This is a genomic window from Plantactinospora siamensis (assembly GCF_042434095.1).
GTDB lineage: Bacteria > Actinomycetota > Actinomycetes > Mycobacteriales > Micromonosporaceae > KBS50.
Map to the genome: position 1 here is coordinate 535,985 of NZ_JBHLUE010000002.1, position 25,524 is coordinate 561,508.

Here is a 25,524-nt window from a genome sequence, read left to right on the forward strand (position 1 = left end):
CGTCAGATTCGGCTGACGAAGGGGTAGAGGACGAAGCCCATGAGGACGAAGACCAGCAGCGCGCCCGGCACGTCCAGCCGGGCCGTCACGGCCTCGGCCCGGGCCAGGTTGTCGGTGCGGATCTGGTCGCGCAGCGAGTCGGCCCGCTGGCGCAGCGTCTCGTGCACCTGGGCGCCCTCGGTGCCGGAGGACTGCATGATGGCGCCCACGTCGGCCAGCTCGAGCACCCCGATCCGGTCGGCCAGCTCGCGCAGCTCCTCCCAGGGCGAGTGCATCTGCAACTGGGCGATCCGCAGCGCCTCGCGGATCCGCTCGTACACCCAACCGTCGCAGACCGCGGCCGCGCGCTCGAGCGCCTGCACCGGGCCGTGCGCGGCGGACAGTTGCAGCGCCACCAGGTCGAGATAGGTGCAGACCGCCCGCCGGAACTCCCGGCGGGCCCGGTCGGCCTTGGCCAGCACGTCGTAGTGGGCCATGGCCGCGAACAGCACGGCCAGGCCGAGGCCGGCCACCACCGGCACCACCAGCGGCGGGGTGACGCCGAGCAGCGACGCGGCGGCGGTGGCCAGCCCGGGCAGCATCAGCCCGGCGAGCCCCGACAGCAGCACCGACAGGGCGTACTGCTCCGGGGTGCGGTCCAGCAGGGCCAGATCCCGGGCGGGCGGGCGCAACCAGCGCGCCGTACCGGACAGCCAGTCCGTCCGGCCGGGCCGGCCGGCACGGGCGCCCGGGGCGACCGGCTGGTGCAGCCGGCGCAGCGCCGGCCCGAGCGCCGGGGTGGCCGGCAGGGCCTCCCGGACCAGCACGAAGACGCCCAGCCCGACCGCCGCGCCGCCGGCCACGGCCAGGGTGAGCTGCCAGTTGAGCCCGATCACGCGAGCACCTCCTCCGGGTCGGGGCCGGCGAGGAACCGGGCCGGCGGCGGCGGCTGGCTCATCGACCGGACCCACGCCAGCAGCCCGACGAAGGCGCCGCTCAACGCCACCATCACGAGTTGGCCGGTCAGCTGCCGGTACGGCGCCATGTACGCGGGATTGACCAGCCCGTACGCGAGGACGGCCAGGGTCATCGCGGTGAGGAACCGGACCGCGAACCTCGGCTGGGTCCGCTTGGCCTCCACCTCCCGCCGGGTGGCCACCTCGGCCGCGGCGCCGGCCGCGATGGACCCGAGCACCTCGCCGAGCCGCTCGCCGCGGTCGGTGAGGTGCAGGATGAGCGCGGCCACCACCTGGTCGCAGACCGGGTCGCCGATGTCGTCGGCGAACGCCAGCAGCGCCGTACGCCCCAGCCAGCCGGCCTGCAACCGCTGGGCGAGCAGCCGTACCTCCTCGCCGATCTCGTCCGGCGCGGTCGGCACGGTGCCGATGATGGCCTGCTGGAGCCCCTGGCCGGTGGCCGAGACGTCCTTGATCCGGCGGGTCCACTCGCCCACGGCCTCGATCCGGCCGATGGCCCGGCGCTCCGCCTTGCCGACGGTGAACAGCCACGGCGTGCCCGGCACGGCCACGGCCACCAGCAGCCCCACCACCGGCAGGCCGGTGAGCAGGAACGCCAGCGCGCCGGCCACCACCGCGGCGACGAGCAGCGCCTGGTGCCGGCGCCGGTCCCGGGGGTTCGGGCTGGCGCCGTGCCAGACCCGGGCGAACGCCCCGGCCGAGCCGCCGGGCCGGGCCGGCCGGCGCGTGCCGACCAGGGCCACCACGGCCAGCACCGCCCCCGCCACGCAGGCCGCGCCGGAGAGCAGGGCGACCAGCTCCAGATCGGACACGGCTATCCCCGCCGTCCCAGCCGGGAGTGCCGGGGGCGCCGCCAGGCGCCGACGCCGGCCTCGATGTACCGGGCCAGCAGCCGGGCGTCGTAGCCGACCCGCAGCAGCTCGTCGCGGACCCGCTCGGGCAGGTGCCGCGGTACGGCCCGCCCGTCCGGCCCGGGACCGAACACCGAAGTCGTGGTGATCCTGGTCCCCTCGCCGACCCCGATGACCTCCTCGACGTGCGAGACGAACCGGTGCTTGCGGCCGCCGATCGCGCTCTCGTCCTCGACGGTGACGTACACGATGAGGTCGAGGGCGTTGCCGGCCATTCGGCGGGCCTGCTCGACGGTCATCTCCTTGCCGTGCGACAGGGCCAGCTCGATGATCCGGTCGCTCACCCCGGTGGGCGTGCGGGCGTGGATGGTGCACATCGAGCCGCGGCTGGTGGTCATGGCCTGGAGCATCGGCACGATCTCCCGGGACCGGACCTCGCCCACGATGATCCGCAGCACGCCCATCCGCAGGGAGAGCGGGATCAGGTCGGCGATGCTCACCTCACCCGCGGGCCGGCCGTCCAGGCCGCGCTCGCCGTGCCCCTCGCGGGCCTCGAAGCTCAGCACCGCCCGGTGCTTGCGCTGCCGGCGGGCCGGCAGCAGCTCCCGGCTCTCCTCCAGCAGCACGTACGGCTCGTCCGCCGGGATCTCGTCCATCAGCGCCCGGATGATCGTGGTCTTTCCCGCGCCCGCCAGGCCGGCCACCATGATGTTCAGCCCGGCCCGCATGGCGGCCCGGAGGAAGTCCCGGATCAGCGGGTCGATCATCTCGTCCAGGTCGCCCCGGCCGCCGGCCACGTCCTCGAGCGACACCTCCAGGGTGTTGTGCTTGCGCAGCACCGCGTACGGCCGCTGGCTGACCTGGTAGACGGCGGCCAGCCGGCTGCCGTCCGGCAGTTGCAGGTCGAGGGTGGGCTTGGAGGTGGACAACGACCGCTCGGTGGCCCCGGCCCGGCGGGCCGCGGCCTGCAGGATCTCCACCAGTTCCTCGTCGCTGTCGGCGATCGGCTCGGCCCAGTCGACGCCGCCGCCGTGCCGGGTGATCCGCACCGTGTCGCAGCCGAGGATGTGGACCTCCTCGATGGTGTCGTCCACCAGCAGGGTCTGCAGCCGGCCCAGGCCGACCAGCTCGGCGGTCACCTGGTCGAGCAGGATCCGCTCCTCGCCGGCCGGCATGGGGGTGCCGGCCCGCCGGGTGGCGTCGGCGTACTCGGAGACCACCGCCACGGCCAGCCGGGCCCGCTCGGCATCTTCCTCGGCCACCGTGAACTCGCGGCCGCGCTGCCACAGCGTCAGCCGTTCGCTCAGCTCCCGGCGCAGCTCCCGGACGACGGCGAAGTCCACCCGGGGTCGGGGCGGTGCCGCCGGTTGCGGGGGGTGTGCAACCGGCGGCACCGGGCCAGGGGCCGCCATCGGCGGCGGCGCGGGGTGGTAGTGCCGACCGTTGGGCGGGATCGGCGGGACCGTGGAGGTCGCGCCGCGCGGATCGTGGGACACCGGCTCAAACCGCATGCGGTACCTCCGGGCTGACCGGCCAGCTCAGCCGGGCCTGCCGGCGTTCGAGCAACGCCCCCACCGGCACCTCCAGGGCGCCGGCCGCGCGCATCAGCGGCCGCCGGCCCCGCACGGTGCCGCCGTGGCAGAGCACCCGAGCGGTACGCGGATCCGTCGGCAGCTGGGCGACGACGGGCAACGCCAGCGCCCGGCTCACCTCAGCCCGGCCGTTGCCGTTGCCAACCAGCACCAACCGGAGCGAGCCGGGCGGCACGCGGTGCTCCGCGAAGTCCCGCTCGATGGCGCGTACCGCGGCTCGGGTGCTGGACAGGTCGGGCAGCTCGGCCCCGGTCACCACCAGGACCACGGCGGCGGCCCGGAGCAGCGGCCACGGCGCACCCGGCACGGCCAGCCGGCCGCAGTCGACCAGTACGTCGTACCCTGGCTGGCCCCGGTCGAGCGCCGCGAAGACGTCGGCGAAGCGCTGCCACAGCGGGGTGACGCTGCCGGCCTGGGCCGGGTCCATCACCCCGGGCAGCAACAGCCGTTCCCGGCGCGGCGCGTCCAGGTCGACCAGCTGCGACCAGAACGCCTCGTCGAGGTTGCCGTCGCGCAGCTCCCCGACGGCCAGCTCGCCGATGCCGCGCGGCCCCTCCAGCGCCCCGCCCAGGTAACCGGCCATGATGGACCCGCCGGCCGGGTCGCACTCGGCCAGCACGAGCCGGCGGTTCCAGGACAGCGCGCAGGCCAGGGCCGTGGTGGTGACCCCGGGCGAGCCTTTGGCGGCGACCAGCGCGATGATCGCCATGCTCAGGCCGTCCCGACGAGGACCACGGCGAGCCGGTCCTGCGCCTGGAGCGCGACCACCGGGGCCACATCGCGGATGGCCAGCGCCAGGTAGAGCACCCGGGTGCTCTGGTCGGTGTCCGCCGAGTCGATCACCACGGCGTCGAACCGGGTGCTGCCGGCGTTCCCGCCGGCGTCCCGGGCGGGGGTGCTCACCAGCAGCACCTTGTCGCCGGGGTGCAGGGTGCGGGCCGGCACGGCGTCCTGCTTGAGGCTCACCGCGAGCTGCTGCTGGCCGGGACCGAGCAGCGGCTTGTCGGTGACCTGGGCCATCGTGAGCAGCGTGCCGGCGCTGAGCCGCAGGGCGGCGCGCCGGCCCAGCACCTTGTCGCGCTGATCGGCCGGGATCGGGGTCAGCCCGCGGCCGCCGGCCAGCTGGACCGAGGTGAGATCCGCCGGGGCGAGCTGGGTGCCGGCCGGCACGTCCCGGGCCAGCGCCAGATAGGTGCCGGTGGCCCGGACGGAGGTCACCGCGAAGGCGGCGCCCAGCCCGCCGAGGGCGATCAGCAGGACGGCCAGGCCGAGCAGTCCCGGACGCATCCGGCGCTGCCGGACGACCTTGGGCGCGGCGATCGGCGCGTTCACCGGTCCGGCGCCGTTGAGGGTGGGTGCGGCGGTCATTGGGTCACCACCTGGAGCTCGTTGATGATCACTTGTGCGGTCTCGCTCGTCCGCGGGACGTCGTCCAGCGCATGCCAGGGGCCACCGTCCACCCGCCACTCCACGTGCCAGTGCGTGGTGACGGAGACGCCGTATGTGCCGGACGCCGGATAACCGTCGTAGCCGCAGGGCGCCCGGCCGGTCTGGTCGGTGTGCCGCTCACCCTGGCTCCGGCAGGTGATGCCCGCGCCGTTGCCCAGGTTCCAGTCCGCGTACTGGACCTTGGCGGTGATCTCCACGTGCATGCCGGCCACGTGGCGGTCCCGGCCCTGCGGGCCCCAGGCGGTGTCCCGGTCCTGGCCGGCGGGCTCGCCGGTCCACAGCCAGACCGGCAGGCCCACCAGGCCGCCGGGCCGGCCCGGCGCGGGCGCGATGCCGACCTTGGGGAATGCCAGGGTCAGCTGGGCCTCCAGCTCGCGGGCGATCTCCGCCGGGTCGGGCGGGGCGCCGACCCCGGGCGGCGGCGCGGCCAGCCAGACGGTGTCGAAGCCGGCGGCGCCACCGGTGCCGCAGAACCGGGTGTACGCCTTCGTGCCCGGGTCACCGCCGGAGGGCTGCGGCTCGGCCAGCTTGTAGTAGCAGCCGTCGGCCTGGTTGAACCAGCCGTACAGGTCGTCGTAGCAGGGCACCGTCTCGCCGGCGCGGGTGCAGGTGTGGCTGCCGCCGCCACCGTTGCCCGGCTTGCCGCCGCCACCGGGGTTGCCCGGATTCCCGGGGTCTCCCGGCTTGCTGTCCCAGACGTGGCAGTCGGTCTGCGCGGGCGGGCAGGCGCCACCGCCACCGCGCAGGGCCGCGCCGGCGCCGGTGGCGCCGCCGGCCGCGGCGGCGAGGACGAGGGTGAGGGCGGCGCCGGCGGCCGCCAGCCGGGCGGCGGCGAGGCTAATCGGCCGCCGGCCAGCGGTCCGCCGGCGGGTCCGGCCGGTCGTCGCGGTCAGCATGGCTGGTCCTGGTACGCGGCGCCGTCGCTGATCAGCCAACGGCCGTCGGGATAACGGGTGGCCGTGGCGGTCACCAGGTGGCGGCCGCCGGTGGAGCCGGGCACCGGCGCCGAGTTCCGCCGGTAGACCAGCCGATAGCCGGTCGCGTCCAGGCAGTCCTGGATCACCACGGTGGCGGGATCGTCGGCCAGGCTCACGGTGGTCACCTCCGGGTTGGAGCGCATGGTGCCGATCCGGGTGGCGCCGTGCGCGTGGACCTCGCGGACCATCACCCGGACCTGGGTGAGCAGCGGGTCGGCCAGGTAGCGCCGCAGTTCGGGGCTGGTCGGGTCGCCGCGCTGCTCGGCCCGCCGCGAGGCGGACAGGTAGCCGGCGTACGCCGCGAGGGCGGCCCGCTTGGCGTCCGCGGCGTGCGGATCGTCCGCGGCCGGGCTGGCCGCGTGTGCGGCCGTGTCGGACATCGCCGCCGGGCCGTCGGACGACCCGCAGGCGACCGTGCCACCGGCGAGCGCGGCGGCCAGGACCGCCGCCGACAGCCGGCTCCAGTGTGCTGCCCGCACCGAAATACCCTCCTCTTTTCCACGCCTGAGGTGACGCGTGATCCGCAATGCGTGCGGTGCCGCGAAGAAACCGGTCCGGCCGGTCCGGAAAGGGCAATTCCTCGCCGTTGAAAATGGTGAGTCGCCCGGCCCGGGGCGCGCGGATGCGGCCGGCCCGGTGCCGACGATCAGACCGTTCGGTGAAGGGAATTGTCCCGCCGGGCCAGCGTCTGGCCCCAAGTCCCGATCGCCGCCTCCCTTTGCAGCGTGAGATCCGCTTCAAGCCCTATCAGACCGCCCGCGACCTTGTGGGATACGGCGGTTGCAAGTCACCCAAGGGGGCAGCATAGGCTCACCGCCGACAATGCGACAGGGGCAATTTGCATTATCACTCAGGGTGAGAGAGATCGCGGATTAGCCGAGAAATCAGTTTGTCGGCAATCAATAAGAGGCAGTCGCGATGGAACATTACATTCGGACTGTCCCGGGTGATCGTGGTCATCCATTCCCGGCCGGACCCGCCCTGAGATGCGCGTCGAGGCCGGTGTCGACCCGTGGACGGGACCCGTGGCGGAGCAACGGGCGCGGCCGGCGCGCCCTTGCCGCCGGACGGCCGGCGAGGAGCGCGGAAGGTCGTCGCTCGCGCGGGCGCAGCGGGAAACACGGACCGTGACGGCCGCCCGGTTCGTGGTCGCCCGAGCCCGCACCGGTCGACTACCATCCGGACATGACCTGGCGATATTGATCCTGCCGCCGAGACCTGACGGGGGTCCGCAGCCGCGGACCGCCGGGGATGCCGCGCCCTCCGACGACATCCGCCCGGCTCTCCCAAGAAGGTCTCATGACATCCGCCATCGCCGCCGATCCGGCGCGGGCGCGGCGCATCGCCGCGACCCTTTACGGCTACTCCTTCCTGGACGATTTCGTCCTGCTCTATCCCCTGTACGCCCTGCTGTTCAGCGACGCCGGGCTGTCGGTCGGGCAGATCTCCGTGCTGTTCGCGATCTGGTCCGGCAGCGGCCTGCTGCTCGAGGTGCCGTCCGGGGTGCTGGCCGACGCCGTGTCCCGGCGGCTGCTGCTCTGGACCGGTCCGCTGCTGACCGCGGCCGGCTTCACCCTCTGGGTGGTCGCGCCGTCCTTCTGGGCGTTCGCCGCCGGCTTCCTGCTCTGGGGTGCCAAGGGCGCGCTCGGTTCGGGTGCGCTGGAGGCCCTGGTCTACGAGGAACTGGACCATGCCGGCGCGGCGGGCCGGTACGCCTGGATCATGGGCCGGGCGAAGGCATTCGGCACCGCCGGGGTGGTGCTGGCCATGGCGGTCGCCGCGCCGGTGCTCCGGGTCGGCGGCTACCCGGCCGTCGGGGCGGCGAGCGTGCTCGCCTGCGTGCTGACCGCCGCCGTGGCGGCCACCTTCCCGGAGCGCCGCCGGGCCGACCGAACCGAGTCACGGCTCGCGGGCGGCGGCGGGGCGGAGGAGCTCGGCTGGCTGGGCACGCTGCGCGCCGGGATCGGGCAGGCCCGGCGTCGCCCCGCGGTCCGGTCGGCGCTGGTCCTCGTGGTGGCGGTGACCGCGATCTGGGGAGCGCTGGACGAGTACACCCCGCTGCTGATCAAGGCGTCGGGGATCGCCGATCCCGGCGTACCGGTGCTGTTGCTGCTGATCTGGGCGGCGGTCGCGGTCGGCGGTCTGGCCGCTGGCCGGGCCGGGCGGCTGGGCCCGCGCCGGCTCGCCGCCCTGCTCGCGGCGGCCGCCGCGGCGCTGGCCGCCGGGGCGCTCAGCGGACGTCCCGGCGGCATCGCGCTGGTGGCGCTGTCGTTCGCGGCCTTCCAGGTCGTCGAGGTGGTGGCCGGGGCGCGGCTGCAGGAGCGGCTGGACGGCACCGCCCGAGCCACCGTCACCTCGATGGCCGGGATGGCCACCGACCTGGGCACCATCGCCGTCTACGCCGGTTACGCCGGGCTGGCCGGCTCGGCCGGGCACGGCGGCGCCTTCGCGATCCTGGCCGTCCCGTACGCGGTCGTGGCCCTGTGGCTGCTGCGCGGCGCCGGCCGCGCGGGGTCAGCGGGCGCCGCCGGCCCGGCCGGCCCGGTACGACCGCATCTTGGCCCGGCTGCCGCACATGCTCATGGTGCACCAGCGTCCCCGGCCGGCGGGGCTGTGGTCGTAGTAGACCCATCGGCAGCCGTGCGCGGCGCACGCCTTGAGCCGGCGCCAGGTGCCGGCGGCCTCGGCGGCGAGGACCTCGGCGCAGATCCGGCCGAGCAGCGCCGCCGTACCGGATGACGCGGCCGGTGCGGCCCGGACCGTGCCGTCCGGGCCGACCGCGAGCACCAGCGGCGCGCGGGCCGTGAGCTCGGCCAGCGCGGACCGCTCGGCGACCGGCAGGTCCGCGCCGGTGTGTGCCGCGCAGACCTCGCGAAGCAGCTCGCGGAACCGCCGTACCTCGGCCAGGTCCTCGGCCGTGGCGCCGGGATCGGGCAGGCCGTGGTCGGCGCAGAACCCACGCAGGCCGGCCGGCTCGGTAAGCCGGTCGTGCCGGCCCTCGATGTCGTTGGTGTTGATCAGGTCCTGCACCAGCGCCAGCGGCTCGGGCGCGGGGGCCCGATCGCCCGGCTGCCTCATGTTGCCCACGTTACCGGTTTCCCCTAGCCTCTGGTAACGGTTACCTGATGAGGGGGTATTAATGGTAACGGGGCGGCGATCAATCCTGGCGCGTCATCGTGACTTCCGCTGGTTCTGGGCCGGGCATACCGCGTCCGTGCTTGGCAGCCAGGTCAGCGCGGTGGCGCTGCCGCTGGTGGCGGCGCTCACCCTCGGGGCCGGCGCGTCCGGGGTGGCCGCCGTGGCCACGGCCGGTTACCTGCCGAACGTCGTGCTCACGCTGCTGGTCGGGCGCTGGCTGGAGGCCCGCCGGCGGCGCCGGGTGATGGTGGCCGCCGACCTGATCCGGGCCGTGGCCATGGCCGCCGTTCCGCTCGGCTACCTGCTCGGGCTGCTGTCCCTGCCGGTCCTCGTCGGGCTCGCCCTGCTGATCGGCGCGGCGACCGTGGTGTTCGACATCGGCAGCTTCGCCTACACCGTGTCGCTGGTCGATCGGCCCGACCTGCCGGCGGCCAACCGGGCCACCCAGGGCTCCAGCACGGCCGCGCAGGTGGCCGGACCGGGCCTGGCCGGCGGCCTGGTGCAGCTCGCCGGGCCGGTCGGCGCCCTCGTGGTGGACGCGGTCAGCTATCTGCTCTCCGCGCTCGGTGTGGCGAGCGCGCGGAGCCCCGAGCGGCCCCCCGCGCCACCGGCCGCCGGCGCGGGCATCCTCACCGGGCTTCGCCAGGTGGCCGCGAACCCCGTGCTGCGGGCGCTCACCATCCATGCGGCGACGTACAACGGCGCCGCGCAGATCCTCGTCGTCAACCTCATCGTGTACGCGGTCACCGATCGGCACCTCGCGCCCGGCCTGTACGGGCTGGCGCTCAGCGCGGCCGGCGCCGGAGCGTTCCTCGGCACGATGCTCGCACCGGGGCTGGCCGGCCGGCTCGGCTATGGGCGAGCCTTCGCCTCGGCCCTGTGCCTGTCCTGCGGGACCCCGCTGGCCATCGCGGCGCTGCCCGGCTCGGGGCCCACGCTGGCCGCCGGGCTCGCCGCCGTCCAGTTGGTCAGCGGCGCCGGGCTGGGCGTCGCGAACGTGCTCTCGGTGACGCTGCGCCAGGTGGTGGCCCCGGAGGGGGCGCTGGCCCGTACCAACGCCGGCTACCGGCTGTGCACCTTCGGCACGCTGCCGCTGGGCGGGGCCCTCGGCGGCCTCCTCGGGCACGCGGTGGGCAGCCGGGCCGCGGTGGCCGTCGGCGCGGCCGGGCTGGCGCTGTCGGCGTTGCCCATGATGACCCGGCGGATCCGGACCGTGGCGCGGCCCGAGGACGCGGCGCCGGCCCCCGCGTCCCGTCCCGCGGCGCCGGCGACTCGCCCGGCGGGGCCGGCGGCGGCCTCGGCGTCCGCAAGCTGGTCGGCTGGACCCGGCGAGGGCCGCAGGCGGCCCGGGTGACCGACGTCACCGTGACCTCGGCGCCGATGGCCGGGATATCGGGCTTCTCCCTCCGCTGACCTGGGGAACAACCGGAATCCCGGCGTCCGCCGCCCGGTCCCGGGCCCACCGTGGCCGCCGGCCGGATGTCATTGGTCACTCCTCACGCGCGGCCCCGGTGGCCGCTCGGCCCGGTCGCCCCTACCGTTGGTACGTGCCGCTCAATCCGTCAGTCGATGACACTTGGCACAGCGTGTCCGAATCCCGGCGCGCCGACCCGCGGTGGATACCCACCACGACCTAAGGATGGCCGTGTTCGCTTCGTGGGGCTCGTTCGCCTACCGGTTCCGTTGGCTGGTTCTCGCGGTCGTGGCGGCCGCCGTGGTCGGCGCCGGCTCCTGGGGACTGGGCGTCTTCGGCCAGCTCAGCGAGGGCGGCTACGAGGATCCGGGCAGCGAGTCCAGCCGCGCCGCGGCCGCGGCCGCCGCGGCGCTCGGCCAGCAGGGCGGCGACGTCATCGTCGTCTACACGCCGGACTCCGGAAACGTGGACGACCCGGCCGTCGCCCAGCGGATGGCCACCGCCCTGCGCTCGCTGCCGGCCGACAAAGTCACGCAGGTGACGTCGTACTGGTCGGCCCGGGCGCCTCAGCTCGCCACGCCGGACCGGCACAGCGCCCTCGCGGTGCTCACCCTGGCCGGGGACGGCGGCGCGAAGCTGACCGCCTTCCGGGACGTCAAGGACGACCTGACGGTGCCCGGCGTACGCACCGAGATCGGCGGCGGGGCCGTGCTGCAGGACTCCACCTCGCACCGGTCCAAGACCGACCTGACCCGGGCCGAGGCGGTCTCCATGCCGATCGTGCTGATCCTCCTGGTCCTCATCTTCGGCTCATTGGTGGCCGCCGCGCTGCCGGTGCTGGTGGGCGGCCTGGCCGTGTTCGGCTCGCTGGGCGTGCTGCACCTGACCGCGCTGCACACCGACGTCAACTCGTTCGCGGTCAACGTGGCCAGCCTGCTCGGCCTCGGCATGGCGATCGACTACGGACTGTTCATGGTGGGCCGGTTCCGGGAGGAGCTCGCGGCCGGCCGGACCAACCGGGACGCCGTCCGCAACACCGTGGCCACGGCCGGTCGTACGGTGATCTTCTCGGCCACGTTGCTGATCATCGCCCTCGGTGGGCTGCTGCTCTTCCCGCAGGGCTTCCTCAAATCGCTCTCGTACGGCGGGATGGCGGCGGTCGCGCTGGCCGCGCTGATCTCGCTGACGCTGCTCCCCGCGCTGCTGGGCGTCCTCGGCCCGCGCATCGACCGGCTGTCGGTACGGCGACGCCGGACCGGCGCCCGGCCCACCGGGCCGGTCACCGGCGGGTGGGCCCGGCTGGCCCGGCTCACCATGCGCCGGCCGGTGCTGGTGGTGCTGCCGATCGTGGCCGGCCTGCTGGTGCTCGCCGCGCCCATCGGGCACGTCCGGTTCGGCGAGGTCGACGAGCGGGTGCTGCCGCGCAGCGACCCGGCCCGGCAGGCCATCGAGACCGTCAAGACCGAGTTCCCCGCGATGAGCGGCAACGGCGTCGAGGTGGTGCTGCGCGGCGACGCCGGCCGCACGCCGGACCGCGCGGTCGCGCAACGGTTCGCCACCGAGGTCGGCGCGGTGCCCGGGGTACGGCAGGTGACCCCGGCCGGCGCGCGCGGCGACGTCGCGGTGTTCACGGCCACGCTGACCGGCAGCGACCCGCTCACCGACGCCGCTCGGAACACAGTGGACGGCATCCGCGCGCTCTCGCCGCCGGCCGGCACCGAGGTGCTGGTGGGCGGCACCACCGCGCGGAACGTGGACAGCCTGGACGCGACCGCACGCCAGCTGCCCTGGATGGTGCTGCTGCTGGCCGGCGCGACGTTCCTGCTGATGTTCCTCGCCTTCGGCTCGGTCCTGCTGCCGCTCAAGGCCGTGCTGATGAGCGCGCTGAGCCTGTCGGCCACCTTCGGCGCGCTGGTCTGGCTGTTCCAGGAGGGGCACGGGGCCGGCCTGCTGGGCGTCACCCCGGCGCCGCTGGAGGTCGGCATCCTGGTGCTGATGGCCGCGGTGGTGTTCGGGCTGTCCACGGACTACGAGGTGTTCCTGCTGTCCCGCATGGTCGAGGCCCGGGCGCGGGGCGCGTCCACCCGGGACGCGATCACCACCGGGCTGGCCCGGACCGGCCGGGTGATCAGCGCGGCGGCCCTGCTGCTGATCGTGGTGACCGGCGCGTTCGCCTTCGCCAGCGTGGCCATGATGCGGTTCATCGGGGTCGGCATGATCATCGCGCTGATCCTGGACGCCACCGTGGTCCGGATGCTGCTGGTGCCGGCCACCATGCGGCTGATCGGCGATGCCATCTGGTGGGCCCCGGGGCCGCTGCGCCGGTTGCAGCAGCGGGCCGGGCTCCAGGAGAGCGACGAGATCGACGCCGCCGAGCCGGCCGGGACGACCGAGCCGGCCGCCGCGCGGTGGCCGGGCGGTCCGGACGCCAACGGTCCGGACGCCGACGAGCGGGAGCTGGTCCGCCGCTGACCAGGCGGGTGCTCCGGCGACCGGCCGGGCGACCGATGGTCGGGGCGTGCGCGTTCCTCTAGCCTCCGGCTATGAGGAGATCGACCGGGATCGCTGCTGCGGGCGTACTGCTGCTTCTCGTGCTCTGGCCCGGCGGCCCGGCGGCGGCGCACGACGAGCGGCCACCGGTCTATCCCGACGGCACCGGCAGCGTGCCGGCCTACCGGACCGGCGGGCCGCAACTGTTGGTCTGCAAGGCCGACCCGGTCGATTTCGCGGCCCGGATCGCCGGCTTCCCGGCCGACCTGCGGGCCCGCAACCTCGCGCTGTTCGCCGAGTGCCAGCGCGGCGGGTACCGGCACCTGCAGGCGGCCGTCGACGCCGCCCCGGCCGCCGGCGCCCGGATCCTCATGCTGCCCGGGGTATACCAGGAGGAGCCGAGCCTCGCCCCGCCCACCGGTGGCTGCGACACCCTGGACGCGCCGTGGTCGAGCAACCGGCAGTACCAGGTGCTCAGCTACGAACAGCAGCGGGACTGCCCGCACGTACAGAATCTGGTGGCCGTGCTGGGCAAGCGCGACGTGCAGATCGAGGGCACCGGCGCGACCCCGGCCGACGTCGTGCTGGACGCCCAGTTCCGCAAGCTCAACGCGCTGCGTGCCGACCGGGCCGACGGCTTCTACCTGCGCAACCTCACCGCCGAGCGGACCACCTTCAACGCCGTGTACGTGATGGAGACCGACGGCTTCGTGCTGGACCGGGTGACGGGACGGTGGAACGACGAGTACGGCTTCCTCACCTTCGCCGACGACCACGGCCTCTACACCGACTGCGAGGCGTACGGTAACGGCGACTCGGGCGTCTATCCCGGCGCGGCGTCCAACCTGAACGCCCGACGCGGCTACGCCGTCGGCCGGTACGCCATCGAGATCCGCCGGTGCAACTCACACGACAACCTGCTCGGCTACTCCGGCACCGCCGGCGATTCGGTGTGGGCGCACGACAACACGTTCACCAACAACACGGCCGGGGTGGCCACCGACTCGGCGTTCCCGCACCACCCGGGGATGCCGCAGAACCACGCCCGCTTCGAGCACAACACCATCGGCGACAACAACCGGGACTACTACGGCTATGTCCGGGACGGCACCTGCGCCCGGCCGTACGCCGAGCGCGGGTACGAGCACGGCGTGGTCTGCCCGTCGGTCGGCGTGCCGCCGGGCACCGGCGTGATCAACCCGGGCGGCAACTACAACCTGTGGCAGGACAACTGGGTCTACGGCAACGCGTACACCGGGTTCCTGACCTCCTGGGTGCCGGGCTTTGTCCGCGGCGACAACCGGTTCGGCGCGCAGTTCGACACCTCGCATCACAACCGCTATCTCGGCAACCGGCTCGGCGTCGACCCGTCCGGCCGGAAGGCGCCGAACGGGATGGACTTCTGGTGGGACGGTCAGGGCCGGGGCTCCTGCTGGCAGCCGGCCTCCGCGCCGGTCGAGCCCCGCGCGCTGCCGCGGTGCGGCGCCGACCAACTCCCGACCTGGCCGACCGCGAATCGCGCGCTCGCCGAGCCCGGCAAGACCCTCAAGCTGTACGTCTGTGCCGACTATTCGCTCGGCGACCGGCGCATCCCGGTCAACTGCGACTGGTTCGGCGCCCGCGGCATCGGCCGGATCGAGGTGCAGTGGGCGCTCGGCGAGGCGGTGCTGCTCGGCCTGGCCATGCTCGCGTTGTGGCTGCGGATCCGGCGCGGCCGCCGGTCGGCGGTGGCGGTCGCCGTGGCGCTGGCCGGGCTCGTCGTGGGCGTGCTCGGCACCGCGTACGACGGAAGCTGGCTGACCCCGATCGGCCTGGGGCTGCTCGGCCTCGGCTGGCTGGGGCTGGGCCGGGAGCTGGTCGCGCGCGCCCGGCCCGGCGTGCCCGGCGACGGCCGGGGGCTCGGCATCCTGACACTGGCCCTGGCGGTCTGCGCGTTGCTCGGCGCGGTGGACCGCGGCCTGGTGCTGCTGCCGTACACGCCGGTGGGGCCGGTGTGGCCGCGCATCCTGCTGGAGCTGCTCTGGGTCCCCTGGGTGGCGGTGGCCGCGGCGCTTCGGCCCGTCGCCGCGCCGGGAGGCCCCGTGGCCGCGCCGGGAGGCCCTGTCGGCGAGCCGCACCCCGGCAGCCGGCCTTCCGGCGCCGGCACGGTTGGCGCCAGCTGAAGTCGGCCGGCGGGCGTGCCCGGCGCGGACGGGATTGTCGTATCCCTGTTCTAATCTGATGTGCATGATCGATCGGCTGGGCGAGGCGGACGCGGCGGTTTCGGCCTGCCTGGCCGCGCCGCTCTGGTCCCTCGACGCGGACGAGCTGGTCGGTTCGCTGGTGGGCGTGCACGGGCTGTTGCGACGGCTCGCGGCTCTCGAGCTTTCTCTGGTGCGCGAGGTGGACGGTCGGGATCTGGGCCGTGCCCAGGGCGCCGCCTCGACCGCAGGCTGGCTGCGGGACCGGTTGCGGGTGGCGGCCGGGCCGGCGCGCCGGTTGGTCTCCGACGCGTCCTGGCTGGCAACCGGCGCCGCCGACCCCACCTCCGGCGCAACCGCCCGGAGCGGCGCGGCCGATTGTGGCGCCGACGCTGCCGGCGGGGTGCTGCACGAGGCCGTCACGGCCGGAGATGTGAGCGTTGAGCAGGCGAAGATCATCGCTGCTGCCGTCGGCGGGGTTCGCGCCGAGGCTGGGATCGATCTCGCGGACAAGGCACTGCACACGCTGCTCGCCGATGCCCGAGAGCTCGAACCGTCCGCGCTGCGCAGCTGTGCCGACCGGATCCTGCAGCACGTCGCGCCCGAGTTGGCCGAGGAGGCGGACCGCCGGGCGCTGGCCGCAGCCGAGCAGCGGGCCGAACGCAGGCGCGACCTGACCCTGTCGACGTCGCCGGAGGGCTGGGTCCGGCTGCGCGGCGTGCTCGACGCCGAGGCGGGCAGCACGCTGATCGCGGCGCTCGACCCGTTGACGAAGCCGAACGGCCCCGGCGACGACCGCAGCCCGGGCCAACGCCGGCACGACGCCATGGCCGAGATTGCCCGGCTGGCACTGCGTACCGGTGAGCTTCCCGACAGCGGCGGGGAGCCGGCGCAGATCGTCGTGACCACCAGCTTCGCGGCGCTGTCGGCGCAGGTGCGGGTCGGCGGACCGTTAAAGCGGCGACCGTCCAATGCTGGCCCGAGCCGGCCCGGCCGGCGCGCGGGCAACGGTCCGGCGCCGGCCAACGCCGCGTCCGAGGGCTCAAGGCACGCTGCGAACGCCCTCCCTGGTGCGGCCATGATGCTCCGTGGTGCGACAGCCCCGCCCACGACGACCCTCAACCGCGCGGCAGCAGCAGACGGTCTGGACGCCAGCATCGTGGATGCCGGGCTCGCGCCAGGCGCCCTGCCCACCACGCCTGTCCAGTCGGCCGGAAGCCGCCATCACCTCGACCGTTCCCGGGGCCGGTTCGGGGTGGGCCTTCTCGACAGCGGGCTTCGGTTGTCGGCGGCGACGGTCCGGCGGCTGGCCTGCGACGCGGGGATCCTGCCGGCGGTGCTCGGCGGGCAGGGCCAGGTGCTGGACGTCGGGCGGCAGCGGCGGCTGTTCACCGGCCCCCTGCGTCGGGCGCTCGTCTTGCGCGACCGTGGCTGCGCCTTCCCCGGGTGCGATCGCCCGCCGCGCCGGTGTGCCGGCCACCACATACAACATTGGACGGACGGCGGCGAGACCGCCCTGCACAACGCCGTCCTGCTGTGCGGCTATCACCACCGGGTGGTGCATCGCGGCGAGTGGACCGTACGGCTCGCCGCCGACGGTCATCCCGAGTTCCGCCCGCCGCACTGGGTCGACCCCGAGCGCAGGCCACGGCGCAACCGGCACCACCTCCGCTGCTGAGCTGCCCGCTGGTCGGGTCGTCGTCGCACCCGGCTCGCGAGCCGGCAAGGGAGATGTAGTGATCCGCATCCGTCAGTTCGACTGGGCCGACTATGACGCCGTGGTGGCCCTGTGGGCGGCGGCCGGCCGGGAGGCCCTCTCCCGGGCCGAGTTGGCGGCCAAGCTGGCCCGCGACCCCGAGTTGTTTCTGGTAGCCGAGGCCGTCCGTGACCCTGCCTCGGAGGTCGGCGCGCCGCCGACGGCTGAGGTCGGCGTGGGTCCGGTGGCCGCGGCCGGCCATGTTGTGGCCCGCGAGGTCTGCGACGGGCGGGCCGGCGGAGGGGGCGGGAGTCTGGTGGGCGTGGTCCTGGGCACCTTCGACGGGCGGCGGGGCTGGATCCTGCGGCTCGCCGTACCCCCCACCCACCGCCGGAGGGGCGTCGCCAGCCTGCTGGTGGACGAGCTCGAGGGACGCTTCCGCCGGTTGGGCTGCCCGCGGGTCAACCTGCTCGTCATGCCGGACAACGCGGCCGGCCTGCGGTTCTGGCAGGCGCTCGGCTACCTGCCGATGCCGGACGTGCTGTGCACCAAGCCGATGTAGACCCTCCCGCGACAACCCGGCATGCCCGCCCGCATGCCCGCCGTCCGTCTGGCCGGTCGTGTCGGCCCGGCCACCCTGGCTGGTCGTGTCGGCCCGGCCACCCTGGCTGGCCGAGTCGGCCCGGCCACCCTGGCTGGCCGAGTCGGCCCGGCCACCCTGGCTGGCCGAGTCGGCCCGGCCACCCTGGCCGGATCGGGGCCGGCGGTTGCCGGTCGCATCGGAGAGCTCGGACTCCTATAGTCAGTTCCTATTGGAAACTGAGGGGAGTGGGCGAATGCGGGACGTGCCACGGGTGGTCTGGGTGCTGGCGGCCGGGCGGTTCGTCAATGCCTGCGGTTCGTTCCTGTTCACCTTTCTCTTCCTCTATCTGACCGGGCCGCGGGGCATCCCGCTCGGGCCGGCCGGCCTGCTGGCCGGGAGTCTCGGCGCCGGCCTGCTGCTGGGCAACTTCACCGGTGGCGGCTTCGGGGACCGGTACGGGCACCGGCGGGTCATGCTGGTCGGCTCGGCGGCGGTCGGGCTGCTGACCCTGGCCATCCCGTGGCTGCCCAGCCCGGTCCTGGTCGTGGCGCTGCCGGTGCTCGGGTACGCCTCGGCGACCACCGGCGTCTCGCAGGGCGCGCTGGCCGCGCTCGCCGCGCCGCCCGGCGATCGGCGGCGCGCGGTGGCGATCGGTCGCACCGCCTTCAACGCCGGCTGCGTGATCGGTCCGCCGCTCGGGGCGCTGCTCTCGACGTACGGCTTCACCTGGCTGTTCGTGGTGGACGGCGCGGTCACCCTGGTGGTCCGGTTGGTGACGGCCCGGCTGCTGCCCACGGAGCCGGCGCCGGCCGCGCGCCCGGACGGGCGCGGCCGCCCGGCGTTGTGGCCCGCGCTGCGGGCCGACCCGGGCCTGCTGTTGCTGCTGCCGGCCATCGTCGGGGTGGACCTGGTCTACCGCCAGCTGTACTCGACGGTGCCGGTCTACCTGCGCGACGGCGGGCAACCGGTCGCGCTGTACGCCGCGCTCATCGCGCTGGGGTCCGGGCTGATCCTCTGCCTCGAGCTGCCGGTGGCCCTCGCGCTGCGCCGGCGGAACGCCGTCGGCATCGTGGCCGCCGGGTACGTCCTGGTGGGGCTGGGGTTCGGGCTGTTCACCCTCGGGACGGCCACGGTCGCGGTGGTGGCGGCCATGGTGGTCATCACCGCCGGGGAGATCCTCTACAAGACCACCGCCACCGCGTACGTCCTGGACGCCGCCCCCGATCGGCTCGTCGGTCGATACCAGGGCCTCTACACCGGCGCGGCCACCAGTGGCACCATCCTGTCACCGCCGGTGGGCGCGCTGGCCTACTCGGCCGGCCCGCGCCTGCTCTGGCCCGCCTGCGCGGTCGTGGCGGTGGGCGCCGGCGCGCTGGCCTGGTGGTCCGGCCGGCGGCCCCGCCCGGGCGCGCCCACCGGCCCGCCCGTGCCGGCCGCCGCTCCCGCGTCCGGCCCTTGACCCGTCATCCGGCGCGGAGCAGGCTCGCACCATGGTCACCTCCGGCACTCCCGACAGCGCCGGCACGTCCGGCACCTCCGGCAGCCCCGGCACCTCCGGCAGCCCCGGCACCGAGGCCTTCCGGGCCGCGCGGGACTTGCTGCTCGCGCACCGCGAGGACCATGACACGGCGTACGAGCGGTTCCGCTGGCCCCGGCCGGCGGAGTTCAACTGGGCGCTCGACTGGTTCGACGTCATCGCGCGCGACAATGAGCGTACGGCGTTGTGGATCGTCGAGGCCGACGGCGCCGAGCGGCGCTGGTCGTACGCGGAACTGTCCCGCCGGTCCGACCAGGTGGCGAACTGGCTGCGCGGTCGCGGGGTACGGGCCGGCGATCCGCTGCTGCTGATGCTCGGCAACCAGCTGGAACTGTGGGAGACCATCCTCGCCGCGATGAAACTGCGGGCCGTGCTCATCCCGGCCACCCCGCTGCTCGGCCCGGCCGACCTGGCCGACCGGATCGACCGGGGCGCGGTCCGGCACGTCGTGGCGGGCGCGGGCGACGTGGACAAGTTCGCCGACGTACCGGGCGACTACACCCGGATCGCGGTCGGCGGCGCCGCGGCCGGGGACGGCTGGCTGGCGTACGCCGAGGCGTACCGGGAACCGGCCGGGTTCACCCCCGACGGACCGACCGGGGCGGACGAGCCGCTGCTGCGCTACTTCACCTCGGGTACGACGGCCCGGGCCAAGCTGGTCGAGCACACCCACACGTCGTACCCGGCCGGCCATCTGTCCACGATGTACTGGATCGGGCTGCGCCCCGGCGACGTCCACCTGAACGTCTCCTCGCCGGGCTGGGCCAAGCACGCCTGGAGCAGCGTGTTCGCGCCGTGGAACGCCGAGGCCACGGTGTTCGTCTACAACTATGCCCGGTTCGACGCGCCGGCCCTGCTGGCCGAGCTGGACCGCTGCGGGGTGACGAGCTTCTGCGCCCCGCCGACGGTGTGGCGGATGCTGATCCAGGCCGACCTGAGCCGGCTGCGCACCCCGCCGGAGATCGTGGTCGGCGCCGGGGAGCCGCTGAACCCCGAGGTGATCGAGCAGGTGCGGGCGGCCTGGGGGGTGACGATCCGGGACGGGTACGGGCAGACCGAGACCACCGCCCAGATCGGCAACCCGCCGGGCCAGCGGGTGAAGCCGGGCTCGATGGGTCGGCCGCTGCCCGGCTATCCGGTGGTGCTGATCGACCCGCTCACCGGGGAGCCGGGCGACGACGGTGAGGTGTGTCTCGACCTGTCCCGGCGGCCGGCCGCGCTGATGACCGGCTACCACGGCGACCCGGAGCTGACCGCCACGGTCATGGCGGGTGGGTACTACCACACGGGCGACCTCGCGGCCCGGGACGCCGACGGCTACCTGAGCTACGTGGGCCGCACCGATGACGTGTTCAAGGCCTCGGACTACCGGGTCTCGCCCTTCGAGCTGGAGAGCGTGCTGCTGGAGCACGAGGCCGTGGCCGAGGCGGCCGTGGTCCCGTCGCCGGACCCGGTCCGGCTCGCGGTGCCGAAGGCGTACGTGGTGCTCGCGTCGGGATGGGCGCCGACCGAGGAGACCGCCCGGGCGATCTTCGCGTACTCCCGCCGGCGGCTGGCGCCGTACCTGCGGATCCGCCGGCTGGAGTTCGCGGACCTGCCCAAGACCATCTCCGGCAAGATCCGTCGTACCGAGCTGCGCGCCGCCGAGCGCGACAAGCACGGCGCGGCCGACGCCCGGCCGCCCGGCGAGTACCGGGAAGACCAGCTGTCCTGAAAGGACATAGGCGGCACATGAGACGTGCCACTTCTGCTGCGTCCGGGGCTCGGGCACGGTAGGTTCGAGCCATGGCCGTCGCTCTCGCACCCGCATCGTGGGTGGCGCGGTGGCTGCTGCGGTCGGTCGCCTCGCTGGCCATGACCGCGTTCACGGCCGCGATCCTGGCGCTCGGCGCCGGTGCGGCCGCCCCCACTGCCACGGCCGCCCCGCCGGACGCGGATCGGGTCGCCGTGACGGTCGACCGACCGTCCGCCGCCACGGCCGCGGTCCGGCCCAGCACGCTGACCGTCGCCGCGGGCGCCACCCGGGACCTGCGTCCCGCCCGCGCCCTGCTCGCCGCGCCGGTCGCCGTCCCCGGCGCCGACTCGCTGCCGGCGCCGACCACCGCGCTCGCCGGGTCGACCGCCGCGACCGTCGGGTCCGCGGCCAGCACGGGCTGGCGGCCCGTCCGGGCGGTGCTTCCGGGTACGACGGGCGAGCGCGCCCCGCCGACCCGCTGAGGCGTCCCGCCCTCGGCCGTCACCGCACGGCCCGTCCCGGCTCCGCCGGAGACCCGGCCTGCCCCACCTCGGTCCAGCCCGGGACGCCCCCCCGCGTGCCCCTTTCCGCTCGACCCCCCCGAGGTGCTCTCCCCATGGAAACCGTCCTGTCCGTCGTCCTGCCCGACGTGCCGCGCGCCGCGGTCATCTGGTTCGTTCTGCTGCTCCTCGGCCTGGTGGCGATGGTCGCCCTGGTCAGTCAACCCGTTCGCGCGCAGCGATCCGGCGCGCCGGACGGTCCGGACACCGCCGGTGAACACGAGCGGGACCTGCTGCGGTATGCCGATGAGGTCAGCGTGGCGGCCGATCGGGCGGCCGCCACCGCCCGGCAGGCTCGGGAGGCCTGGTCGGCCGCCGAGGACGAGGTGGAGGCCGCCTGGCAGGCGTACCGTGCCGCGGACGAGGCGCTGGACCGGGTCGCCGCCGCTGCCGCGCTGCCGGCGCCGCGTACCCCGCAGACCCCGACCGAGTACGCGGACCGCGAGCGGTACCTGCACCGTGCCGTGATCGCCGCGCACTGGCGGGGTGACCTGCCGGTGGCGCGGCTCACCGAGGCGCTGGCGCACCGCGCCGGCTGGGATCCGCGGCTGCACCCGGTCGACCAGGAGCGGCACCTGCTGCGGGTGATCCGGGACGAGAAGCTGGCCGCGCACCGCTCCGCAGCGGAGCGGGAGCGGACGGCGTGGCAGCAGGCCGAGCGGGCCGCCGAGGCCGCCCGCAGCCTGCGGGCCGAGGCGGCGCAGGCCACCGCGCTGGCGTCCCGGCCGGCGCCCGCCGGGGACCTGCTGGGGGAGCTGCTGACCGGGGCCACCGTCACGGTCCCGGTCGTGCCGGCGCAGCGCCCGGCGAACGCGCCGTCCCGGCTGCGGGCCGCCCAGGCCGGCTGACCGGGCCGGCCGGGCACCGGACGTCGCGGCCGGCTACCAGGTGCAGGAGGTGAGCAGCAGGGTGTCGAGCAGCCGGGCGCGGGTCGCGGACGGCACCTCGCGCCGCGGCTTCCAGGTGCAACCGAGGTCGTACGCCACCACCCGGCCGGTGTCGAAGACCCGCCGGACGGCCGCGAGCACCTCGGCCGCGGAGGGCCCGCGGGGCGCCGGGTAGCGCGGTTCCGGCAGCTCGCCCGGATCGATGACATCGGCGTCGAGGTGCAACATCAGCGGACCCGGGGGCAGCGTCGTCGCGGTCAGCCCGGGCACGGTCGACCGGTGGATGCCGGCGGTGGCCAGGTACGTCTCCTCGGGCGGGTCGAGATCGCGGCCGTCCACCAGCACGACCCGATCCGTGGCCAGCGGGCGCAGCCCGAGCCGGTCCGCGCTCAGCTCCGGGCGGTAGCCGGTGAGGATGCGCAGCGGTATCCCGCCCAGGTAGCCGGAGGCGCTGGTCTCCAGGGTCTGCAGGTCGCCGTGCGCGTCGAACCAGACGAGCGCCGGCTGCACCCCGGCCCGCTGCAGCCCGGCCAGCACCCCGAGCGCCACCATGCAGTCGCCGGAGAGCACCGCCGGCACGGCGTTACCGCGTACCCGATCGGCCACCAGGTCGGCCACCCGGTCGTGTAGCCGGGCCATCCGGTCCCACGGGTCGCCCTCGGGCAACTCGACCGTCACCGTCTCGGCGGCGGCGCCCGGTGGCAGCAGCAGGTCGAGGTCCGGAAGATGCTCGTCCAGGTGGTAGGGGACCACGAGGGGTAGTGGCATGCGGACACCTTACGACCGTCGGGGGTTCGGTGGGGCGGCGGCGGTTGCCGGTCCGCCGCCGCCCCACCGCCGGGGGCGGTCATGGTGCCGTCGGGGATCAGGCGACCCCGACGGGCCGGAACTGCACGCTCACCCGGGGGCCGACCGGGCGGGTGGTCTTGGGGACGGCATGTTCCCAGGTGCGCTGGCAGGACCCGCCCATCACCACCAGGTCGCCGTGACCGAGCAGGAACCGCCGGCTCTCTCCGCCGCCGCGCGGCCGCAGCAGCAGCGGGCGGGGCGAGCCGAACGACACGATGGCCACCATCGTGTCCAGGTAGGAGGATCGACCCCGGGTGTCGCCGTGCCAGGCGACGCTGTCCCGCCCGTCGCGGTAGAGGCAGAGGCCGGCGGTGACGAACGGCTCGCCGAGCTCCCGCAGGTAGTGCTCGGTGAGCCGGTTGCGCGCCTCGGTGAGCACCGGATGCGGCAGCCGCTCCCGGCCGTCGTACCAGCACAGCAGCCGGGGCACCGCCACGTCGTTGTCGTACATGGTCCGGCGCTCGGCCCGCCACCGTACGTCGTTGAGCAGGGTGCGCAGCACGGCGTCCGAGCCGCGGACCCAGCCGGCCAGATGGTCGACCCAGGCGCCGTGGGTCAGCTCGTGGCGCCGGATCCGACCGGTCAGCGGGCCCAGCCGGGCGCCGCGCTCGTCGTCGAGGTCGAGCATCGAGGGCTGGTACGCCAGGGAGGTCATGGCGATCACCCTACCTCGTCGTTCGAACTTGTGTTCGATAAACCGCCGGATCGGTGCCGGCATGTCGTCGAGCCGGCCACCGGTGAGCCGGGGGTGCGCACAATGAGCTCAGTGCTCCGGCGGCGACGCCGCGGGACGGGGAGGTGGAGATGGAGCCGCTACGACCGGGCCGCCGCGCCCCGCGTACCGGCGAGCCGGGAGCGGGCGACTCAGGCTTCCCGCCTCCGCCGGCCACCGACAGCCGCTTCGTGCTCGACGACGGTCCGGAACTGGACACCGAACACCTCATCACGGCCCCGGGCCAGGCGATCACGGTCACCCTGGAGACCACCCGGTGCGTCGGCGCGGTCGACCCCGACGGTTTCCTCTACTTCGCGGCCGACCACATCGCCCGGGGCACGCTGGCGGCCACGCTGACGTTGAGCGTGGCCGCCCGGATCTCCGGTCTGGAAACCGGTGGCACACTGGGGTCGGATCCCGCGGGCGCGGCACTCGCGGTGCGGGTCCTGCTGCACTCCGGCACCGCCCGGGAGTGCTCGCTCGGCACGCTGACCGGCACGTACACCGCCGCCAGCGACGACTGGCAGATCTTCGTGCTCGAGGTGGCCGCCGGCGACGTCCGGTCCCGGACGATCCGGCCGGGCCGGCACCGCTCGATCCGGCGGGTTGGCGGCTCATACCGCGTCCGAACGACCTCACCTTCGTGTTCACCGGAGCCGCTCTGCCGGTGCGGTTCGAGGTGGACTGGGTGGCGCTCGAACCCCGTGACACCGACCAGCTCGCCTGGCGGCCGATGCTGCTGCTGCACGGGCTGGGCGTGGACAGCGCCTCCATGCGTCCGCCGGCCGCCTGGGCCGTGGGCTGCACGACCCGGGACATCGCCTGGTACGCCCCGGATCTGACCGGGGACGGCTCGGTTCCCGACAACGGCCTGGAGGTCACGACCGCCGTCGGCCACCTCAGGCGGCGTATCGGCGTGGACCGGGTACACCTGGTCGGGCACAGCAAGGGTGGGATCGACGCCAGAGAACACGTCGATCATGCCGACGACGTCGAGGTGCTGGTCATGGTGGCCGCGCCGAACGACGGCAGCCTGATCGCCAACACCGCCGCCATCGCCATCCCGCCGCTCGTCGCGATCGGCATGTACATCGGCGGCACCTTCCCGATGACCAGGGCGTACATGGCGTACTACGACTGGACCAGGCCGGAGAACAGCGCCACCCGCTATGTGAGCGTGGCCGGCGACAACCACCAGCCGCTGGCCGACCGGCTGGCCCGCAACTGGGGACCGAACGACCTGGTGGTGACGGTCGACAGCGTGCACGCCCTGTCGTACGCGGAGCGGCACACCTACGCGTCGGCCGACAACCTGACCGACCACTTCGGGTTACGGAGCAACACCGCCGTGGTGGACGAGATGTTCCCGCTGTACCTGTCGAACTCCGGTCCCGAGCAGTTCGCCAGGTTGGCGGAGCTGATCGTCGACGACGGACCGGTCGAGCAGGTGGCCTGGACCGTCGCCGGCAGCGCCGCTCCGGGCACCGTGGCCACCCACGAGCTCCCGGTCGACGCGGTGGCCGCAGCCCTGTTCCTGCTCTTCGGGGATCAGGCCGGACTACGGCTCGCGCTGATCGACCCGGCCGGGACCCGGTACGAGCCGGAGACGATCGGCCCGGCGATCGCGTACGGGTCCTTCCCCGACCAGGGTCCGCTGTCGTACGCCGGCTACCAGGTCGAGATGCCGGTGACCGGCGCCTGGACGGCCGAGGTCACCTGCACCGGCACCGACGAGCTGCCGTACGCCGTCGCCGTCGCCGCGTTCGTCGACCGGGAGACCGGCGTCGTGCTGACCGCCGACGTGGCTCGGGCCGCCCACCCGGTGGGTAGCCTGGTCGAGATCGACGTGTCGGTGACCGAGGGCGGCACACCGGTGCCGGACGCGACGGTGACGGCCCTCGTGACCCACCCCGAC

At 74.7% G+C, this 25,524-nt stretch carries 20 protein-coding genes and 1 pseudogene; 11 read left to right on the forward strand and 10 right to left on the reverse strand.

The features are described 5' to 3' along the window. Positions 1 to 2 precede the first annotated feature (2 nt). Genes ACFFHU_RS04075 through ACFFHU_RS04105 form a run of 7 tightly spaced genes read right to left on the reverse strand, consistent with a single transcriptional unit; the run spans position 3 to position 6,280 of the window. Positions 3 to 872, reverse strand: a complete 870-nt coding sequence (locus tag ACFFHU_RS04075; protein ID WP_377336059.1) for a type II secretion system F family protein — start codon at positions 870 to 872, stop codon at positions 3 to 5. Further along, positions 872 to 1,813, reverse strand: coding sequence for a type II secretion system F family protein (locus ACFFHU_RS04080; RefSeq protein ID WP_377336061.1), 942 nt, complete (start codon positions 1,811 to 1,813; stop codon positions 872 to 874). The genes ACFFHU_RS04075 and ACFFHU_RS04080 overlap by 1 nt, the downstream gene beginning before the upstream one ends. Continuing rightward, a complete protein-coding gene (locus ACFFHU_RS04085) occupies positions 1,771 to 3,318 on the reverse strand; it encodes a TadA family conjugal transfer-associated ATPase (protein ID WP_377335766.1) in 1,548 nt (515 codons plus the stop codon). Before ACFFHU_RS04085 ends, ACFFHU_RS04080 begins: the two co-directional genes overlap by 43 nt. Next, on the reverse strand, positions 3,308 to 4,108 hold the full coding sequence (locus ACFFHU_RS04090; protein WP_377335768.1) for a CpaE/TadZ family protein: 801 nt from the start codon (positions 4,106 to 4,108) through the stop codon (positions 3,308 to 3,310). The genes ACFFHU_RS04085 and ACFFHU_RS04090 overlap by 11 nt, the downstream gene beginning before the upstream one ends. Before the next feature lie 2 nt (positions 4,109 to 4,110). After that, a complete protein-coding gene (locus ACFFHU_RS04095) occupies positions 4,111 to 4,767 on the reverse strand; it encodes an SAF domain-containing protein (RefSeq protein WP_377335770.1) in 657 nt (218 codons plus the stop codon). Next, a complete protein-coding gene (locus tag ACFFHU_RS04100) occupies positions 4,764 to 5,744 on the reverse strand; it encodes a hypothetical protein (RefSeq protein ID WP_377335772.1) in 981 nt (326 codons plus the stop codon). The genes ACFFHU_RS04095 and ACFFHU_RS04100 overlap by 4 nt, the downstream gene beginning before the upstream one ends. Further along, on the reverse strand, positions 5,738 to 6,280 hold the full coding sequence (locus ACFFHU_RS04105) for a hypothetical protein (protein ID WP_377336063.1): 543 nt from the start codon (positions 6,278 to 6,280) through the stop codon (positions 5,738 to 5,740). Before ACFFHU_RS04105 ends, ACFFHU_RS04100 begins: the two co-directional genes overlap by 7 nt. An 844-nt stretch (positions 6,281 to 7,124) precedes the next feature. Between ACFFHU_RS04105 and ACFFHU_RS04110 the strand changes: the two are divergent. Further along, positions 7,125 to 8,309, forward strand: a pseudogene (locus ACFFHU_RS04110) (MFS transporter); the annotation flags it as partial. Between the two features lie 30 nt (positions 8,310 to 8,339). Here the strand turns inward: ACFFHU_RS04110 and ACFFHU_RS04115 are convergent. Continuing rightward, complete coding sequence (locus tag ACFFHU_RS04115; protein WP_377335774.1) at positions 8,340 to 8,903, reverse strand: CGNR zinc finger domain-containing protein; 564 nt, start codon at positions 8,901 to 8,903, stop codon at positions 8,340 to 8,342. Between the two features lie 61 nt (positions 8,904 to 8,964). On the opposite strand from ACFFHU_RS04115, the gene ACFFHU_RS04120 reads away from it, so the two are divergent. From ACFFHU_RS04120 to ACFFHU_RS04160, 9 genes are all read left to right on the forward strand, one after another. Further along, a complete protein-coding gene (locus tag ACFFHU_RS04120) occupies positions 8,965 to 10,317 on the forward strand; it encodes an MFS transporter (protein ID WP_377335776.1) in 1,353 nt (450 codons plus the stop codon). A gap of 291 nt (positions 10,318 to 10,608) precedes the next feature. Then, positions 10,609 to 12,849, forward strand: coding sequence for an MMPL family transporter (locus ACFFHU_RS04125; protein WP_377335778.1), 2,241 nt, complete (start codon positions 10,609 to 10,611; stop codon positions 12,847 to 12,849). 71 nt (positions 12,850 to 12,920) lie between these two features. Next, positions 12,921 to 15,029, forward strand: coding sequence for a right-handed parallel beta-helix repeat-containing protein (locus ACFFHU_RS04130; RefSeq protein ID WP_377335780.1), 2,109 nt, complete (start codon positions 12,921 to 12,923; stop codon positions 15,027 to 15,029). Between the two features lie 64 nt (positions 15,030 to 15,093). Beyond that, positions 15,094 to 16,725: an HNH endonuclease signature motif containing protein gene (locus ACFFHU_RS04135; RefSeq protein ID WP_377335782.1), complete on the forward strand. Its 1,632-nt coding sequence runs from the start codon at positions 15,094 to 15,096 to the stop codon at positions 16,723 to 16,725. Positions 16,726 to 16,783: 58 nt separating this feature from the next. Continuing rightward, positions 16,784 to 17,305 (forward strand): GNAT family N-acetyltransferase, encoded by a 522-nt coding sequence (locus ACFFHU_RS04140; RefSeq protein ID WP_377335784.1) that lies wholly within the window; start codon positions 16,784 to 16,786, stop codon positions 17,303 to 17,305. Positions 17,306 to 17,579: 274 nt separating this feature from the next. After that, on the forward strand, positions 17,580 to 18,785 hold the full coding sequence (locus ACFFHU_RS04145; RefSeq protein WP_377335786.1) for an MFS transporter: 1,206 nt from the start codon (positions 17,580 to 17,582) through the stop codon (positions 18,783 to 18,785). A gap of 31 nt (positions 18,786 to 18,816) precedes the next feature. Continuing rightward, positions 18,817 to 20,577 (forward strand): AMP-binding protein, encoded by a 1,761-nt coding sequence (locus tag ACFFHU_RS04150; RefSeq protein ID WP_377335787.1) that lies wholly within the window; start codon positions 18,817 to 18,819, stop codon positions 20,575 to 20,577. Between the two features lie 71 nt (positions 20,578 to 20,648). Next, positions 20,649 to 21,080, forward strand: a complete 432-nt coding sequence (locus ACFFHU_RS04155; protein WP_377335788.1) for a hypothetical protein — start codon at positions 20,649 to 20,651, stop codon at positions 21,078 to 21,080. A 134-nt stretch (positions 21,081 to 21,214) separates the two neighbouring features. Next, positions 21,215 to 22,006 (forward strand): hypothetical protein, encoded by a 792-nt coding sequence (locus ACFFHU_RS04160; RefSeq protein ID WP_377335790.1) that lies wholly within the window; start codon positions 21,215 to 21,217, stop codon positions 22,004 to 22,006. Between the two features lie 33 nt (positions 22,007 to 22,039). On the opposite strand, the gene ACFFHU_RS04165 is transcribed toward ACFFHU_RS04160, so the two are convergent. Together ACFFHU_RS04165 and ACFFHU_RS04170 are read right to left on the reverse strand one after the other, a co-directional pair. Beyond that, positions 22,040 to 22,813, reverse strand: a complete 774-nt coding sequence (locus ACFFHU_RS04165; protein WP_377335792.1) for an arginase family protein — start codon at positions 22,811 to 22,813, stop codon at positions 22,040 to 22,042. Positions 22,814 to 22,910: 97 nt separating this feature from the next. Continuing rightward, the gene (locus ACFFHU_RS04170; RefSeq protein ID WP_377335794.1) at positions 22,911 to 23,549 is read right to left on the reverse strand and encodes an alpha-ketoglutarate-dependent dioxygenase AlkB; all 639 of its coding nucleotides are present in this window, start codon (positions 23,547 to 23,549) and stop codon (positions 22,911 to 22,913) included. Between the two features lie 149 nt (positions 23,550 to 23,698). On the opposite strand from ACFFHU_RS04170, the gene ACFFHU_RS04175 reads away from it, so the two are divergent. Further along, entirely contained in the window at positions 23,699 to 24,451 is a 753-nt protein-coding gene (locus tag ACFFHU_RS04175) for a hypothetical protein (RefSeq protein ID WP_377335796.1), read from the forward strand. Positions 24,452 to 25,524 lie beyond the last annotated feature (1,073 nt).

Coding starts and splice junctions, on each gene's coding strand:
- ACFFHU_RS04085 (WP_377335766.1), bottom strand. CDS start 3,318: ATGCGGTTTGAGCCGGTGTCCCACGATCCGCGCGGCGCGACCTCCACG.
- ACFFHU_RS04090 (WP_377335768.1), bottom strand. CDS start 4,108: ATGGCGATCATCGCGCTGGTCGCCGCCAAAGGCTCGCCCGGGGTCACC.
- ACFFHU_RS04095 (WP_377335770.1), bottom strand. CDS start 4,767: ATGACCGCCGCACCCACCCTCAACGGCGCCGGACCGGTGAACGCGCCG.
- ACFFHU_RS04100 (WP_377335772.1), bottom strand. CDS start 5,744: ATGCTGACCGCGACGACCGGCCGGACCCGCCGGCGGACCGCTGGCCGG.
- ACFFHU_RS04115 (WP_377335774.1), bottom strand. CDS start 8,903: ATGAGGCAGCCGGGCGATCGGGCCCCCGCGCCCGAGCCGCTGGCGCTG.
- ACFFHU_RS04120 (WP_377335776.1), top strand. CDS start 8,965: ATGGTAACGGGGCGGCGATCAATCCTGGCGCGTCATCGTGACTTCCGC.
- ACFFHU_RS04130 (WP_377335780.1), top strand. CDS start 12,921: ATGAGGAGATCGACCGGGATCGCTGCTGCGGGCGTACTGCTGCTTCTC.
- ACFFHU_RS04135 (WP_377335782.1), top strand. CDS start 15,094: ATGATCGATCGGCTGGGCGAGGCGGACGCGGCGGTTTCGGCCTGCCTG.
- ACFFHU_RS04145 (WP_377335786.1), top strand. CDS start 17,580: ATGCGGGACGTGCCACGGGTGGTCTGGGTGCTGGCGGCCGGGCGGTTC.
- ACFFHU_RS04150 (WP_377335787.1), top strand. CDS start 18,817: ATGGTCACCTCCGGCACTCCCGACAGCGCCGGCACGTCCGGCACCTCC.
- ACFFHU_RS04155 (WP_377335788.1), top strand. CDS start 20,649: ATGGCCGTCGCTCTCGCACCCGCATCGTGGGTGGCGCGGTGGCTGCTG.
- ACFFHU_RS04160 (WP_377335790.1), top strand. CDS start 21,215: ATGGAAACCGTCCTGTCCGTCGTCCTGCCCGACGTGCCGCGCGCCGCG.
- ACFFHU_RS04165 (WP_377335792.1), bottom strand. CDS start 22,813: ATGCCACTACCCCTCGTGGTCCCCTACCACCTGGACGAGCATCTTCCG.
- ACFFHU_RS04170 (WP_377335794.1), bottom strand. CDS start 23,549: ATGACCTCCCTGGCGTACCAGCCCTCGATGCTCGACCTCGACGACGAG.
- ACFFHU_RS04175 (WP_377335796.1), top strand. CDS start 23,699: ATGGAGCCGCTACGACCGGGCCGCCGCGCCCCGCGTACCGGCGAGCCG.